Origin of the sequence: Sphingomonas hankyongi, from assembly GCF_023516575.1 — a bacterium.
Taxonomy (GTDB): Bacteria; Pseudomonadota; Alphaproteobacteria; order Sphingomonadales; family Sphingomonadaceae; genus Sphingomicrobium; species Sphingomicrobium hankyongi.
The window spans coordinates 824,487-839,359 of the sequence record NZ_JAMGBE010000001.1; the positions used below are offsets into that span (position 1 = coordinate 824,487).

Consider the following 14,873-nt stretch of genomic DNA (forward strand, 5'->3'; position numbering starts at 1 on the left):
CACAATGCGCCTTGGCCGAAGTTGATCCATCAGCCGTTGACGGCGTTTACCGCGTGAGTGCGCCCCACGAGCAGGCAATCGGCGACGAGCCGCAGAGGCGCGACATCGACCAGGCGGCCCCGCTCGTCGATCAAGTCAACGAACTTGCCGTAGATGTCGGGATATTCTCCAGGCCCGCTGTCCTCTTGGATTTCTCCATCGATCAGCAGTCGCGACCCGCCATTCTCGAGGCGGAGCGTCGTTCCTTCGGCAGCGGTGACTGCGATCGTCCATTCTTCGCCCTCGGTGCGCCGCCAGTCGAGGCTGGCACTTAGCGGACCGTCCGCTTCCGGGCTTCCGAAGCGAACCTCGGCGGCGATCGGTGTCTGGGCATTCGCGGGGATGCTGAGGTCGGCAGCCTCGACGAAAAGCTCGCCCGGGAAGATCCTGGTCGCGATCGAAAAAGCGTTGATGCCCGGGTCGAACACGCCGAACCCGCCCGGCTCCCAGATCCAGCGCTGGCCAGGATGCCATTTATGCACATCCTCGTGCCACAGGATCTCCATCGAAGCGATGCGCTTGCCCGCGAGTACCTTGGCCGCGGCTTCCACCGTCGAATGGTGCTGCGCGTGCCACGTCGTCATCAGGGTGAGCTGCCGGGCCTCGGCAAGGCAGGCGAGATCGTTGATTTGTGCGAGCCCAGCCGTCGGCGGCTTTTCCAGCAGGCAGTGGAGCCCGGCAAGAATGCACTCGCGCGCAATCTCGTAACGAGGACCGGGCGGAGTGGTTATTGACACCGCCTCGAGCCCGTCGACCGAGCGGATCAGCTCGCGCCAGTCGGTAAAGGTTTTTTCCACACCCTGACCGGAGCGGCTAGACGTCGCGACCAGCTCAAGCCGCGGATTGCCCTCGATTGCCGGCACATGCTGGTCCTCGGCGATCTTTCCGAAGCCGAGAATGGCGATCCTGATTGGCCGCATCAGGGCTTCAAACCTTCGACATAGGCCCGCGCCTTGGCCGCCGTCTCCTCAGCTGTCTGGCCCGGCTTGTACAAACCGCCGCCCAGCCCAAAGCCTGTTGCCCCCGCATCGAGCCAGGACCGCATGTTGTCGGGCCTGATTCCGCCAACCGGCAACACCGGCACCTCCTTGGGAAAGACCGCGAGTTGCGCCTTCAGCACCGCCGGGCTCGCCGCTTCAGCCGGGAAGAGCTTCAGCGCCGTGGCGCCCGCGTCGAGCGCCCGGAATGCTTCGGAGGGCGTGAAATAACCGGGCGTGCAGACGAGCCCCTCGGAAGCGGCTGCGGCGATGACATCTCTATCGGTATTGGGCGAAACGATAAGGTGCCCGCCCGCTGCGCGTACATCTGCGACTTGATGCGGCTTGAGCACGGTGCCGGCGCCCACTAGCGCGCGGTCGCCAAGGCTCTCCGCAAGCCGCTCGATGCTCTTCAGCGGCTCCGGCGAATTGAGGGGCACTTCGATGATCCGGATGCCGTTCTCGAACAGCGCCTGCCCGATTTCTACTGCCTCGTCGGGCGTCACCCCCCGGATGATCGCCACCAGCGGGCATTCCCCGAGGTACAGCTGCAAGCGATCCAGTGCACTCATCTCAGATCATCTCCGCCAGTTTGCCGATTCCGGCCAGGAAGCAGCGCTCGCCGTCGAGCTCGATCGCCTCCCGCTTGGCCTCGCGAATGGCGGCGGCATAGAGCGATGTGAGTTCCGGACGGCCCATGACCACGACCTGAGCGGCCAGCGGCTCGGAAAGCCCGATGCGAACATCGGTGCCGATCAGGAGACCGCTCGTATAGGATGCGGCATCACTCGACTCCGCCTTGCCGAGCAGGACCCGAGCGCGGACTGTGAACAGTTCCGCGGTCACCTCGGCGCTGTCGAGGCCGTCGCGCACTCCACGGCAGAAGGTTTCTCCGACCTCGACTTTGCCGCGCAGCAGGTCGCTCAAGATGCTGTGTTCCTTGAGCAGGTTGAACAATTCCCCGGTCATGACCGTGCGGAACGTCTCGATCTGGCGGTGGCGAACCAACGCCCACTTATTGTGGGTACCGGGATGGCAGACGAGCGCCGTCGGATCGATCAATTCGGCAGCGATGGCGCCGACCAGCTGCACTTCTTCGCCGCGCATGACGTCGGCCCGGCCGTCGCGATTCAAGGAAACGCCTGGAACTATCGCTTCCCGCTTGCCGGGCCATGCGAGCCCGCGCGCAAGCTCCTCGATGCCTGCGGGACAAGGAACATAAGGCGCTTCGACCCAGCCGCGATTGGAGCCGATCATTCCGGCAAGCAGGAGGGGCTTGTCGCCAAGCCGCGCGCGGATGTCTCCGACCGCCTCCTCGAACCCGCCGGAGGGCACGGACAAGATGCCCTTTCCGTCCTCGAACTCGTCGACGCACTTGCCCGAAGCGTCGAGCAGGTACGCGCGGCGATTGGTCGTGCCCCAATCCGCAGCGATGAATCCGTCGCGCCACATGCTTGCGCCCATGACGTCAAGAACATTGCGGAGGCAACCTTGCTCCCGGTTTTCTTTTCGGGCGGCGGGGCTATCGCAGGGCCATGCCATCCGAATCGCCTGTGGCCTGCGTTGCCGACGTTCACGCCGCGCTCGGGGAAGGCCCCGTCTGGGTCCAGCGTGAGCGCGGCGTCTACTGGGTGGACATCAAGGGAAAGAAAATCTTTCGTCTCGATGACCAGGGCGGATTGCGCCAATGGACGACGCCCATGCGAGTGGGATCGCTCGCCCCGCGAACCGGCGGAGGCTTCATCGCAGGAACCGAGGATGGCATTGCCGATGTGAGCCTCGACGGCGATCGCTACGACGTCCTGTTCCGGCCGGAAGAGCATTTGCCCGAGAACCGCTTCAACGACGGAAAGGTCGATCGTCGCGGACGCTTCTGGGCCGGCACCATGGACGATCGCGAGCGCGAAGCGAGCGGCACGCTGTACGTGCTTGAAGCCGGAAACGTGCCCGCCGCGGTAGACACAGGCTACAACGTCACCAACGGGCCCGCATTCAGCCCGGCGGGCGACATCATGTACCACAATGATTCCGCGCGGCAGGTCACCTATGCCTTCGACATTGGCGGCGACGGAAAGGCGGTGAACCGGCGCGTATTCCTTCAGTTCGGACCTGGCGACGGTTACCCCGACGGCATGACCGTGGACGAGGAAGGCTGCCTCTGGATTGCGTTCTGGGACGGCTGGGCGGTCCGGCGTTATTCTCCCGCCGGCGAGTGGCTGGAGACCATCCGCATGCCGGTTGCCCGACCGACCAGCTGCGTCTTCGGCGGGATCGATCTCGACCGCATGTACATCACTTCGGCAAGCATCGGGCTCGACGAAGATGCGCTCAAGATGCAACCAAATGCTGGCGGCTTGTTTATGGTCAAACCGGGCGTGCGGGGTTTGGCCGACGTGCCCTTTGCCGGCTGACGAGAGACGCAGGAGACTGAGTCATCGCCAATTTCATGTTTGCAACGGGGATCGAGAACAGCATCCCCACCATCGACCACGGAAAGACCCGCGTGGACGAGATGGAGGTCTGCGGCCACTACGAACGGTGGCGCGAGGATTTCGACTGCGTCCAGGAAATCGGGATCAACTACCTGCGCTACGGGCCCCCTTTGTACCGGACCTGGCTCGGCCCGAATAAGTTCGATTGGGAGTTTACCGACATCACCTTCGCGGAGCTGAAGCGCCGCGACATCACGCCCATCGTCGACCTTTGCCACTTCGGCGTTCCCGATTGGATCGGCGACTTCCAGAACCCCGATTTCCCGCGGCTTTTCGCCCATTATTGCGGAGAGTTCGCCGAGCGCTTCCCGTGGGTGCAGCTCTACACCCCGATCAACGAGATGTTCATCTGCGCGGTCTTCTCGGCGAAATACGGCTGGTGGAACGAGCAGAAGAAGGACGACACCTCTTTCGTCACCGCGCTCAAGCATCTCGTCAAAGCCAATATCATGGCCATGATCGAGATCCTGAAGCGCCGCCACGATGCGATCTTCATCCAGTCGGAATCGTCGGAATATTACCACGCCGACAGCCCCGCCGCGATCGGGCGCGCGGAAGTCCTCAACCAGATGCGCTTCCTCTCGCTCGACCTCAATTACGGGCGGCGCGTCGACAGCGGGATGTACGAATATCTGCTCGATAACGGGATGACCCGGGAGGAATATAACTGGTTCCTCGAGCATCGCCTGAAGCAGCACTGCATCCTAGGCAACGACTATTACATGCTGAACGAGCATCGCGTGTTCGCCGACGGCCATACCGTCGCCGCGGGCGAGGTCTTCGGCTACTGCGAGATCACCCGACAATATTACAATCGCTACCGCGTCCCGGTCATGCATACGGAGACCAACCTGTGGGAGGGTCCGCATGGCGACGAAGCCGTCAAATGGCTGTGGAAGGAGTGGGCCAACGTCCTTCGCCTGCGCAACGTCGGGATCCCGACCGTCGGTTTCACCTGGTATTCGCTGACCGATCAGGTGGATTGGGACACCGCGCTTCGCGAGAAGAACGGCAACGTCAATCCGCTCGGCCTGTTCGATCTCGACCGAAAGATCCGCAACGTCGGGCGCGCGTACAAGCAGCTGATCGCCGACTGGCGCAACGTGCTTCCAGCGCAGAGCGTCTGTCTTGTCGTTCCGATCAAGAAGATCGGTGAGCATCCGGATGCCGTGGATGAAGAGGACGACGCGGCGGGCCGCGAGTTCGGAGCGCGCGACTCCCAGGTAAGCAAGGCGCAACGTGACTGAGCTGAAAATCGCCCGCATCGAGGTCTTCCACGTGCCGCCGCGCTGGCTCTTTTGCCGCGTCGAGACGGAAGACGGGGCCGTCGGCTGGGGCGAGCCCAGCCTCGAAGGTCATGCGGAGGCGGTCGATGGGGCGTTCGAGGCGATCCGCGACCGGTTCATCGGCCATGACGCCCGCCGCATCGAGGACATCTGGCAGATCGCCTATCGTGGCGGCTTCTATCGCGGCGGCCCGGTCCTCATGTCCGCGCTCGCGGGTTTCGAGCAGGCGCTTTGGGATTTGAAGGGCAAGGCCGTCGGCCTGCCGGCGTGGGAAATGCTGGGCGGCCGAGTTCGGGATCGCGTCCGCGCTTATGCATGGATCGGCGGCGACCGCCCGCACGAGATCGCCGACGCAGCTGAGGTGCGCCGCAACCAGGGCTTTTCCGCGGTGAAGATGAACGCGACCGCCGAGCTCGACTGGATCGGCACGCCGAAAATCTTCGACGAGGTCGTGAAGCGCGTCGAAGCCGCGCAGGGCGTCGGCATGGATGTAGGGCTGGACTTCCACGGCCGCGTGCATCGGCCGATGGCAAAGCAGCTCGCGAAGGTGCTGGAGCCTTTGGGGCTGCTCTTCATCGAGGAGCCTTTGCTTTCGGAGAACCCGGAAGGGTTGGCGCAGATCGCAGAGCTGGTCAGCACGCCAATCGCGCTGGGCGAACGGCTTTTCACGCGCTGGGACTTCAAGCCGTTCTTCGAAAAGGGCGCGGTCGACATCATCCAGCCGGACCTCAGTCATGCCGGGGGAATCCTCGAATGCCGCAAGATCGCGGCCATGGCGGAAGCCTATGACATCGCCGTCGCGCCACACTGCCCGCTGGGCCCGCTTGCCCTCGCTTCCTGTCTCCAGCTCGCGGCCTGCACGCCAAATGTCGCGATCCAGGAAATGAGCCTCGGCATCCACTACAACACCGGCGGCCACGACCTTCTCAACTTCACGACCACGCCTGAGGTGCTGACCCCCGAGGGCGGTTATCTCGCGGTCCCGACCAGGCCCGGCCTCGGCATCGATATCGACGAGGCGGCGGTGCGGAAGGCGGACAAGGATCGGCATCGGTGGCGCAACCCGATCTGGCGCCAGCACGACGGCAGTTTCGCCGAGTGGTAGTTCCCCGGCGAAGGCCGGGGTCCAGTCCAGGAAAAAGAGTCTGGGCTCCTGCCTTCGCAGGAGCACTCAATTTAGTGGCACTTGAAGCGTTCGAACGGCTCCAGGCAGGATTTGCAGCGCCACTGCGCCTTGCAGGGCGTGGAACCGAAGCGGCTGACTTCCTCCGTATCGGCCGAGCCGCACAAGGGGCAGATCGCCGTCGCTGAGGGATCCGGCGGTGAGATTCCGTACGCGTGCAGCCGCTCACGCCCGCGCTCGCTGATCCATTCGGTCGTCCATGGCGGAAACAGCACCCGCTCGATGTGGACATCCTGGTATCCGGCCGCGTCCAGCGCGTCGCGGATGGCAAGCTCGATCGCTGTCGTTGCTGGGCAGCCCGTGTATGTCGGGCTGATCCTTACCCGGGGTGGATCCTCCGCGAAGCCGCGCACGATACCGAGGTCGGTGATCGAGATGACCGGGATCTCCGGGTCCATCACCTCTTCCAGCACGGCCATCACGGCCGCTTCGTCGATGCGGGTCCCCACCTGGCTCATGGCGGCAATATTACACGCGTTCGAGAGCGAGCGCGATTCCCTGGCCTACGCCGATGCACATGGTGGCAAGCGCGAGCTTTCCCCCGTTTCGCTGCAGTTCCTCGGTTGCAGTCAGCGCGAGGCGCGCACCCGACATTCCGAGCGGATGACCGAGCGCGATGGCGCCGCCGTTCGGATTGACCTGGCTCGCATCGTCGGGAAGGCCCAGCTGGCGCATCACGGCGAGCCCCTGCGCTGCGAACGCCTCGTTCAACTCGATAACGTCGAAGTCGCCGATCTTGAGGCCGAGGCGCTTCATGAGTTTCTCGGAAGCAGGCGCCGGACCAATCCCCATGATGCGCGGCGGCACACCTGCGACGGCAGCGCCGAGGACGCGTGCGCGCGGTGTGAGACCATTGCGCTTCGCGGCTTCTTCTGACGCGATGACAATCGCCGCCGCGCCGTCATTGACGCCCGATGCATTGCCTGCGGTGACCGAGCCGTCGGGGCGCACGATCGGCCTCAGCTTGCCGAGCGCTTCGATCGTCGTCTGACGCGGATGCTCGTCACGGTCGACAATGACCGGATCGCCCTTGCGCTGCGGGATCTCGACCGCGACGATTTCCGCCGCCAGCCGCCCGTTGGCCTGTGCTTTTGCAGTCTTCTCCTGGCTGCGGAGGGCGAAGGAATCCTGGTCGGCGCGGCTGATCTGGAAGTCCTGCGCGACATTCTCTGCAGTGCTCGGCATCGTGTCGTCGCCATAGGCGTGCTTCATCTTGGGATTGACGAAGCGCCAGCCGATGGTCGTGTCGTAAATCTCGGCATTGCGGTCGAATGCGCTCGTCGCCTTGGGCATGACGAACGGCGCGCGACTCATGCTCTCGCTGCCGCCGGCGATGATCAGGTCGGATTCGCCGCCGCGGATTGCGCGCGCGGCCATCGCCACGGCATCCAGCCCGGATCCGCAAAGGCGATTCAACGTCACGCCGCCCGAGCTGTCGGGAAGCCCCGCGAGCAGTCCCGCCATGCGCGCCAGGTTGCGATTATCCTCGCCCGCCTGATTGGCGCAGCCGAGGATCACGTCGTCGAGCTCGCTCCAGTCGACGCCCGGATTGCGGTCGATCAAGGCCTTGATCGGGATCGCGGCGAGGTCGTCGGCTCGGATCGACGAGAGCGCGCCGCCGTAACGTCCGATCGGAGTGCGGACATAGTCGCAGATAAAAGCGTCAGTCATTCATTCTCCTCGTCATCGCGAGCAGCGAAGCGACGTGGCGATCCAGCTGGATTGCTTCGCTTCGCTCGCAATGACGGCCAGTGAAACCTTAAATCACCCCGCGCCGCATCTGGTCGAGCTCGATGCTCTCGAACAGAGCCTTGAAATTGCCCTCGCCGAAGCCTTCGTTGCCCTTGCGCTGGATGATCTCGAAGAAGATCGGACCGATCACGTTCTGAGTGAATATCTGCAGCAAAAGGCCTTGCCCCTCCGTCGGGGCGCCATCCATCAGGATACGGCGGCTCTCAAGCTCGGCTATGCTTTCTTCGTGTCCCTGGATGCGCTCCGGAAGAAGCTCGTAATAGGTGTCGGGCGTGTCCTGGAAGGGAATGCCCCGGCCGCGCAGGATGTCGACGCTCTTGTAGATGTCGACGCTGCCCAGCGCGATGTGCTGGATGCCCTCGCCCTTATATTCGCGCAGGAACTCCTCGATCTGACTCTTGTCGTCCTGGCTCTCGTTGAGCGGGATGCGGATCTTGCCGCAGGGCGACGTCATCGCCTTTGAGAACAGGCCCGTCTGCTTCCCCTCGATGTCGAAATAACGGATCTCGCGGAAGTTGAAGAGCTTCTCGTAGAATTCCGCCCACACCGACATGCGCCCGCGGTGCACATTGTGCGTCAGGTGATCGACGTAGGTGAGCTTCGAATCCGCGTCTGCCATCCGTTGCTGCCAGTCCGGATGAAACTCGAAGTCGACGTCGTAGATCGATCCCTTGTCGCCATAACGATCGACGAAGAACAGCCGCGATCCGCCGATGCCCTCGATAGCCGGGATGTCGAGCTCGCCGTCGCCGACCTTCACCTCGACATTGGCCGCGCCAAGCTTGAGCGCGCGCGCGTGCGCCGCTTTCGCGTCCTTGACCCGAAACGCCATCGCGCACGCGCTGGGGCCATGATCCCGGGAATAGTCCTCGGCGTAGCTTCCGGGCTCGGCATTGATGATGAAGTTGCAATCGCCCTGCTTGTGCAGGGTGACGTTCTTGCTCTTGTGCCGGGCGACTTCCGGGAAGCCCATCTTCGTGAACAGCGAGCGCAGCAGCTCGATATCGGGCGCGGTATATTCGACGAACTCGAAACCGTCGGTACCCATGAGGTTCTCGAGGCCCAATGGGCTCTTCTCGGCAACTTGCGTGGCCATGATGTCGGAATCTCCTGTGATTGCGCGCCATCTGCGCTTCAGTCGTTTGCTTTGCAAGGCGGGCGCTGGGGCAAATCCGGATGGCCGCGTGGGCGTTCGAGTGCGCACGCTGGGACATGGGGGATAGGTTTTCATCGGCAGCGTGGGCGCAGTTGTCGACCGGTACGGCTCTCCTGTTTTTGGCGCAGTCCGCCGGAGGACAAAGCATTGAACCGCGTGCTTATTCCCCCGCGCCGGTTGGCACCAACTTCGTGATCGCCGCTTATTCCGAATCGCACGGCGCCATACCGGTCGATCCTGCGCTCCCGCTCAGCGACATCGATCTCAAGGTCCGGGCCATACTTCTCGCCTACGCGCGATCCTTTGCACTGTACGGCAAATCGGCGAAGTTCGATGTCATCCTTCCCGTCGCCGATTTGAACGGCACCGCCACCTTTCATGGCGAACCGGTCGAAAGAAAGGTTGATGGGATCAGCGACCCCCTGATGCGGGTCACGGTCCTGTTTCACGGCGCTCCCGCAATGAACGCCGCGCAGTTTCGGTCCTATCGCCAGGATCTTCTGCTTGGCGCGAGCGTCCAGATTTCCGTTCCCGTCGGGCAATATGACGAAGGACGATTGCTGAATCTCGGTGGCAATCGATGGGCCATAAAGCCGGAGCTCGGCGCCGCGAAAAGTTGGGGCCGCTGGACCGTTGAAGCTGCAGGTGGCGCGACGTTCTACACGGCGAACACGGATTTCTTCGGCGGGCACAAAAGAACACAAAAGCCGATCTACTCCGCGCAGAGCCACCTCATCTACAACCTGTCTCCAGGCGCGTGGATTGCGGCCAACCTCAGCTGGTTCGGCGGCGGCCGGACGAGCATCGACGGCATCGCGGACAACAATCTGCAGCGCAACTGGAGAGCGCGTCATCGTCGCTGCGCCACTAAATCGCCGAATCTCTTTCAAGGCCAATGCGAGCACCGGGGTTTCCACGCGCACCGGCAATAATTTCGACCTCTTCGGCGTCGGACTGCAGTATCGCTGGGGCGCTGGAATTTAGGAGGTGACGCGATGGACACGCCCGAAGGCTGGATGCTGGAAGATGGCGGCAAGGCGCTGGTCCGCACCTTCAAGTTCAGGGATTTCAGCGAGGCGTTCGCCTTCCTGACCCGCGTGGCTCTCCACGCCGAGAAGGTCGACCATCATCCCGAGTTCACCAGTGCCTGGAACCGCGTCGATTTCCGCCTGACCAGCCACGACGCCGGCGGAGTCACCGATCGCGACCGCAAGCTCGCGGAAGCGATAAATACGCTGAGCTAGGCCGCCTCCTCACCGGCATCCCATTCGGGCTCGAACCGCAGCAGGTCGCCCGGCTGGCAGTCGAGCACGGCGCAAATTGCCTCGAGGGTCGAGAAGCGAATGGCCCGCGCCTTCCCGGTTTTCAGGATCGACAGGTTGGCGAGCGTAATGTCGATTCGTTCGGCAAGCTCGGTCAGGGTCATCCGCCGCTCGTGCAGCAGGTCGTCGAGCTTGACGGCGATCGCCATGTCAGATCGTTCCTTCGAGGTCTTCGCGCATGAGCGTGCCTTCGGCGAACACGCGCGCGAGGACGAACATCAGGATGACCGCAAGCCAGCCGCTCGTCGAAAAGCCCGCATCGAGGTGGAGCGGGAATTCCTTGGATGCGATGGCCTTGCCGATGCCGCCGATGACCATGCTCAGCAACTGGAGCGCGAGCAGGGCCCAGGCGATCGCCTGGAGGCGATAGGCGTTGGCGGCGACGAACGGATCGCCGCGGCTGACCGTCTCGACCATCCTCAGCAGGCGCTTAAGGATGAGGTGGTTGATCGGCACGGCGATCAGGCCAAGCGCTGCGATGGCGCGAAGCCCGATCATGATGGGCTGGGCCTCCGTGCCCGCGGGCACGTCGATCGCTCGCCTGAACCATGATTCGTTGACGAAGGTGAACGCCAGCAGCCCCAGGACGGCCGCGCCGTACAGCCAATTGAGGATGACGAGGATGCGAAGGCTGATCCACGCGATCGGCAAGGTGGCGGATTGATGTTTCATCGCGGTCTCCACGAATCAATATCGATAAACGATATGCTTATTATCGTTTTTCGGCAAGAGCTGTAATTCCGTGGTGCGGTTGGACGAAGCCGGTTAGGCAATGCAGGTGAAAGCGTTGAATGCCCTTGGTGCGCTCGCCCTCGTCGTGTCATCCGGTGCGGCTGGAACGTCGATCCTGTTCGCCGGGAGCAACTGGGCGGCGATCGACCGGGGTCCGACATGCGAGGCGCTCAGCCGATCGCTTCGTGTCGCGACCAAGGGCAAGGTCCAGGCCAACGCCGGTTTCGCATTTACCGCCGACCGCAAGCGCTGGGGCGAGTTCCACGCAAGGCTGAGCAGAGTTCCTCGGGCGGGCTCCAGCGTCATGCTGACCGTCGGTGAGGAGCAGTTCCTTCTGGTCTCCCGCGGAGACTGGGCATGGAGCCGGGGCCCCCTGCAGGAACAGGCTATCATCGCCGCCGCCAGGGCCTCGTCAGGGATGAGGGTGGAGGCGAGGGACGGCGCCGGGCGACGCTTCGTCGATCCCTATGCTTTGGCGGGCGCTCCCACGGCGATCGATGCAGCGGCGGCGGCCTGTGCTGGCAAAATCGACTGATCTCACCTAGATAAGCGCCTCGCCATGAGCGCCGACACCAATTTGATGCCTATCCCGGGGGCCGTCGATCCTGTGCCTGTCGCACGGGCCGCAGTCCCGCGCGCCGATGGCCTGGTCGAGCTTGTGGGGCTGCCGAGGGAAAAGATTCGTGCCGAGTTCGAGGCGGCCGGACTGGAACCGAAGCAGGCGAAGCTGCGCGCGAAGCAGGTCTGGCACTGGATCTACAATCGCGGCGTCACCGACTTCTCGGCGATGAGCGACATTGCCAAGGGCCAGCGTCCCTGGTTCGCCGAGCGCTTCGCGATTTCACGGCCCGAGGTCGTCGAGGCGCAGGTCTCGTCGGACGGCACGCGCAAATGGCTGCTGAAGACCCATGACGGCCATGATTTCGAGATGGTCTTCATCCCCGATGCCGATCGCGGGACCCTGTGCGTGTCGAGCCAGGTCGGCTGCACGCTGAACTGCCGCTTTTGCCACACGGGGACGATGCAGCTCGTTCGCAACCTCGAACCGGCGGAGATCGTCGGTCAGGTGATGCTCGCGCGCGACGCGCTCGGCGAATGGCCCAGCCAGCCCGAGGGCCGGATGCTGACCAATATCGTCATGATGGGCATGGGCGAGCCGCTGTACAATTTCGACAACGTCCGCGACGCGCTGAAGATCGTCATGGACGGCGACGGTCTGGGCCTGTCGCGACGCCGCATCACGCTGTCTACCAGCGGCGTCGTTCCCATGATGGCCCGCGCAGGCGAGGAGATCGGGGTCAATCTCGCGGTCTCGCTGCACGCGGTGACCAAGGAGATCCGCGACGAGATCGTGCCTTTGAACCGCAAGTACGGGATCGAGCAGTTGCTCGAGGCCTGCGCGGCTTATCCGGGTGCGAACAATGCACGCCGCATCACGTTCGAATATGTGATGCTCAAGGACAAGAACGACACTGACGAGCATGCGCGTGAGCTCGTGCGCCTGATCCGCCGGTACCGCCTGCCGGCGAAGGTGAACCTGATCCCGTTCAATCCCTGGCCCGGGGCGTCCTATGAATGCTCGGACCCGGACCGCATCAGGGCGTTCAGCAACATCGTCTTCGAAGCGGGCATCTCCGCGCCGGTGCGAACGCCCCGCGGCCGCGACATCGACGCTGCCTGCGGCCAGCTGAAAACCGCGGCCGAGCGCAAGCGCAGGGCGAAGGTCCCGTCGGCCGCCTGATCGCTGCCGTTCGTCGAAGATAACATTGCTACTGTTGTTAACTTCCGGCAAAGCCGCGGCGGCTTTTCAGGGGATTCTTCACATGCGTATGTGTCTGATTGCGTTGACTTTGTCGTGTGCGCTTTCTGCTTGTGCAACCACTCAGCAGGCGAGCCAGTCGTCGGCCGAGGAATGCAGCCTGGTGGACCAGGATGCGACCGGCACCAAGATCACCAAGAAGCAGGAATGCAACGACTCCTCCGGCTCCCAGGGCGCCGCCGCTCCCCAGCGCTGACGCCCGGCTACAAGGCGAGCAAAGATTCGGGCGTCAATCCAAGGACCTGCTCGATCGTCTCGTTGAGCGAGCTTGATACCAGGTAGCGAGGCTGGAAGGCGTCGTGTTTGTAGGGCGTGTTCACGGCCCGCTCGACGGAGAACGGCAGGCGGTCCACTTCCTCGCTTTCCAGGCTGAAATGCGCCTCGCCGAAGCTGGACGCGAGGCCTGCGCCAAGGATCTTCAGCTCGCCGCGTTCCCGCGCGAGACCGAACTCGACGCTGTGCCAATAGATACGGGCAACGCGATGCCCCTCGCCGGCAGCGATCGCGGCTGTCCCCAGCCGCCCGACATGCTCGACCATCTCGGCGAAGTCGTGGTGCGCCAGCATCGGGATGTGGCCGAACATGTCATGGAAGCAGTCGGGCGCTTCGAGATAGTCGAGCTGCTCGCGCTTGCGGATGAAATTGCCGACCGGAAACACGCGTTCGCTCAGCATCGCGAAGAAGATGTCGTCGGGCACCAGGCCGGGAACGGCGACCGTTTTCCAGCCCGTGCGCGGCTCGAGGATCGCGTTCAATCCTTCGACGTCGGGCACGCCGGGGTGCGACAGGCGCAGCAGGTCGATACCGTCGAGGAAGGCCGACACGACGCGCGACCCGAGTAGTTCCACCTGCCGCGCGAACAGCAGGTCCCACACCTCATGATCCTCTGCCGTGAACGCCTCCCAGGATTGCGGGACGACATAGTCCCGCCAGCGTTCCGCGGGCCGGTCTTTTGTTGTCGTCTCCTGAAACATGCGAAGTCCCTTCCGATGGCAATAAAAAACCCGCCGGGCGGTTGCCGAGCGGGTCGAGGTTGGTCGTCTGAACTAGGCGCGCGTCAGCCGATCCCAACCTCGTCGGGATAATAATAAACGGCGCTGATCGTGCGGCGGGTCATTGCGCTTCCGTATCTCAGGTTACGGCTGAACGATCAATGACCCGCTTCGATCCGGTCACTCAGATGAAGAAGTCGCTCTGGGACATCGTCGCGCCCACGTAGCGGACGTAGAAACTGAAATCGACGACGCCGTCGCCATCGGTGTCAGCCGTGACCTGATAATCCGCAAGAGTCTGGCCGCCGATGCTCCCGAACCCCACCTGCGCATAGTTCAGCACGCCGATCTGGCCGTTGTTCGACCCGTTGGCCCAGACGAAGTGCTGCTGTCCCGCGACATTTGCATTCGCGTCGAAGCCGGTCAGGTCGATCTTGTCGGCTCCCTTGTCGAACTGGGCGACAAAGGTGAAATCGCCTGGATCGGTCAGGAAGACAAAGGTGTCGGCGCCGGTGCCGCCCGTTAGGACCGTGTTGTACCCGGCCACCAACCGGTCGTTGCCGGCCCCGCCGTCCAACCGGTCCTGATACTGGTTGAACTCGGTAGTTTTGCCGTTATCGGGGCCCGCCACGAGAATGTCGTCGCCATCGCCGCCCGACATCTGATCGTTGCCGCCTCCGCCGGTGATGCTGTCGTTCCCGGCGCCGCCACTCAGGTCGTCATCACCGGAGCCGCCGGTGATCGTGTCGCCTCCGCCATCGCCGACGACCCTAAAATTGATGATCTGATGGCTGAGGTCGATGGTGTCCGCGCTGCTAGTACCGTCGATCTCCTCGAAGCCCCGCGCCACGCCGATCTGCAAGCCGGTGACCGCACTCGTGATTATGATGTCCGAGCCTGCGCCACTCGAGTCCGATACGAGAACCCCCGCGCTGATTCCCGACAGGTTCAAAGTGTCGCTGTCGGCGCCTCCATCGAGGTCGGAAATCTCCCCCGGCAGTCCGGCGGCCAGCCAAACAAAGTCGAAACCCGATCCAGCGCGGACGATGTCCGCACCCCCATCGGTGTAGATCTGGTCATTCCGGGCAAACCGCTGATTACAAAGCGGCATGTGGGACCGCGA

General features: G+C 63.4%; 18 protein-coding genes. 8 read left to right on the top strand and 10 right to left on the bottom strand.

Annotation, left to right across the window (positions count from 1 at the left end; translation table 11 throughout):
* Window positions 1-29: 29 nt before the first annotated feature.
* Genes LZ538_RS04435 through LZ538_RS04445 form a run of 3 tightly spaced genes read right to left on the bottom strand, consistent with a single transcriptional unit; the run spans window position 30 to window position 2,468 of the window.
* Window positions 30-959 carry a Gfo/Idh/MocA family protein gene (locus LZ538_RS04435; RefSeq protein WP_249830772.1) on the bottom strand — a complete coding sequence of 310 codons (930 nt, stop codon included), beginning with the start codon at window positions 957-959 and terminating at the stop codon, window positions 30-32.
* Window positions 959-1,588 (bottom strand): 2-dehydro-3-deoxy-6-phosphogalactonate aldolase, encoded by a 630-nt coding sequence (locus tag LZ538_RS04440; RefSeq protein ID WP_249830773.1) that lies wholly within the window; start codon window positions 1,586-1,588, stop codon window positions 959-961. Before LZ538_RS04440 ends, LZ538_RS04435 begins: the two co-directional genes overlap by 1 nt.
* Window position 1,589: 1 nt before the next feature.
* Window positions 1,590-2,468, bottom strand: coding sequence for a 2-dehydro-3-deoxygalactonokinase (locus LZ538_RS04445; protein WP_249830774.1), 879 nt, complete (start codon window positions 2,466-2,468; stop codon window positions 1,590-1,592).
* Window positions 2,469-2,551: 83 nt separating this feature from the next.
* Between LZ538_RS04445 and LZ538_RS04450 the strand changes: the two genes are divergently transcribed.
* Genes LZ538_RS04450 through dgoD form a run of 3 tightly spaced genes read left to right on the top strand, consistent with a single transcriptional unit; the run spans window position 2,552 to window position 5,899 of the window.
* On the top strand, window positions 2,552-3,427 hold the full coding sequence (locus LZ538_RS04450; RefSeq protein WP_249830775.1) for an SMP-30/gluconolactonase/LRE family protein: 876 nt from the start codon (window positions 2,552-2,554) through the stop codon (window positions 3,425-3,427).
* 35 nt (window positions 3,428-3,462) lie between these two features.
* Window positions 3,463-4,755, top strand: coding sequence for a family 1 glycosylhydrolase (locus tag LZ538_RS04455; RefSeq protein WP_249830776.1), 1,293 nt, complete (start codon window positions 3,463-3,465; stop codon window positions 4,753-4,755).
* A complete protein-coding gene (dgoD, locus tag LZ538_RS04460; RefSeq protein ID WP_249830777.1) occupies window positions 4,748-5,899 on the top strand; it encodes a galactonate dehydratase in 1,152 nt (383 codons plus the stop codon). Before LZ538_RS04455 ends, dgoD begins: the two co-directional genes overlap by 8 nt.
* 71 nt (window positions 5,900-5,970) lie before the next feature.
* On the opposite strand, the gene paaD is transcribed toward dgoD, so the two are convergent.
* The 3 genes from paaD to hppD all read right to left on the bottom strand — a co-directional run bounded on the left by paaD (window position 5,971) and on the right by hppD (window position 8,825).
* A complete protein-coding gene (paaD, locus tag LZ538_RS04465) occupies window positions 5,971-6,435 on the bottom strand; it encodes a 1,2-phenylacetyl-CoA epoxidase subunit PaaD (protein ID WP_249830778.1) in 465 nt (154 codons plus the stop codon).
* A 10-nt stretch (window positions 6,436-6,445) separates the two neighbouring features.
* A complete protein-coding gene (gene pcaF, locus LZ538_RS04470) occupies window positions 6,446-7,648 on the bottom strand; it encodes a 3-oxoadipyl-CoA thiolase (protein WP_249830779.1) in 1,203 nt (400 codons plus the stop codon).
* An 88-nt stretch (window positions 7,649-7,736) separates the two neighbouring features.
* Window positions 7,737-8,825: a 4-hydroxyphenylpyruvate dioxygenase gene (hppD, locus tag LZ538_RS04475; RefSeq protein ID WP_249830780.1), complete on the bottom strand. Its 1,089-nt coding sequence runs from the start codon at window positions 8,823-8,825 to the stop codon at window positions 7,737-7,739.
* Between the two features lie 116 nt (window positions 8,826-8,941).
* Here hppD and LZ538_RS04480 point away from each other — a divergent pair, with 116 nt between their 5' ends.
* Entirely contained in the window at window positions 8,942-9,817 is an 876-nt protein-coding gene (locus LZ538_RS04480; protein WP_249830781.1) for a transporter, read from the top strand.
* Between the two features lie 63 nt (window positions 9,818-9,880).
* Window positions 9,881-10,129: a 4a-hydroxytetrahydrobiopterin dehydratase gene (locus tag LZ538_RS04485; protein WP_249830782.1), complete on the top strand. Its 249-nt coding sequence runs from the start codon at window positions 9,881-9,883 to the stop codon at window positions 10,127-10,129.
* Here the strand turns inward: LZ538_RS04485 and LZ538_RS04490 are convergent.
* Both LZ538_RS04490 and LZ538_RS04495 read right to left on the bottom strand, forming a co-directional pair.
* Complete coding sequence (locus tag LZ538_RS04490) at window positions 10,126-10,356, bottom strand: helix-turn-helix domain-containing protein (protein ID WP_249830783.1); 231 nt, start codon at window positions 10,354-10,356, stop codon at window positions 10,126-10,128. The two genes, LZ538_RS04485 and LZ538_RS04490, sit on opposite strands and share 4 nt — an antisense overlap.
* Before the next feature lies 1 nt (window position 10,357).
* Entirely contained in the window at window positions 10,358-10,879 is a 522-nt protein-coding gene (locus LZ538_RS04495) for a DUF2975 domain-containing protein (RefSeq protein ID WP_249830784.1), read from the bottom strand.
* 106 nt (window positions 10,880-10,985) lie between these two features.
* On the opposite strand from LZ538_RS04495, the gene LZ538_RS04500 reads away from it, so the two are divergent.
* The 3 genes from LZ538_RS04500 to LZ538_RS04510 all read left to right on the top strand — a co-directional run bounded on the left by LZ538_RS04500 (window position 10,986) and on the right by LZ538_RS04510 (window position 12,954).
* Window positions 10,986-11,474, top strand: coding sequence for a hypothetical protein (locus LZ538_RS04500; RefSeq protein WP_249830785.1), 489 nt, complete (start codon window positions 10,986-10,988; stop codon window positions 11,472-11,474).
* A 24-nt stretch (window positions 11,475-11,498) separates the two neighbouring features.
* On the top strand, window positions 11,499-12,680 hold the full coding sequence (rlmN, locus tag LZ538_RS04505) for a dual-specificity RNA methyltransferase RlmN (RefSeq protein WP_249830786.1): 1,182 nt from the start codon (window positions 11,499-11,501) through the stop codon (window positions 12,678-12,680).
* 82 nt (window positions 12,681-12,762) lie between these two features.
* Window positions 12,763-12,954 (top strand): hypothetical protein, encoded by a 192-nt coding sequence (locus tag LZ538_RS04510; protein ID WP_249830787.1) that lies wholly within the window; start codon window positions 12,763-12,765, stop codon window positions 12,952-12,954.
* Between the two features lie 7 nt (window positions 12,955-12,961).
* Here the strand turns inward: LZ538_RS04510 and LZ538_RS04515 are convergent, their stop codons facing one another.
* Both LZ538_RS04515 and LZ538_RS04520 read right to left on the bottom strand, forming a co-directional pair.
* Window positions 12,962-13,732 (bottom strand): phenylalanine 4-monooxygenase, encoded by a 771-nt coding sequence (locus tag LZ538_RS04515; protein WP_249830788.1) that lies wholly within the window; start codon window positions 13,730-13,732, stop codon window positions 12,962-12,964.
* Window positions 13,733-13,934: 202 nt separating this feature from the next.
* A complete protein-coding gene (locus tag LZ538_RS04520; RefSeq protein ID WP_249830789.1) occupies window positions 13,935-14,861 on the bottom strand; it encodes a calcium-binding protein in 927 nt (308 codons plus the stop codon).
* Window positions 14,862-14,873 lie beyond the last annotated feature (12 nt).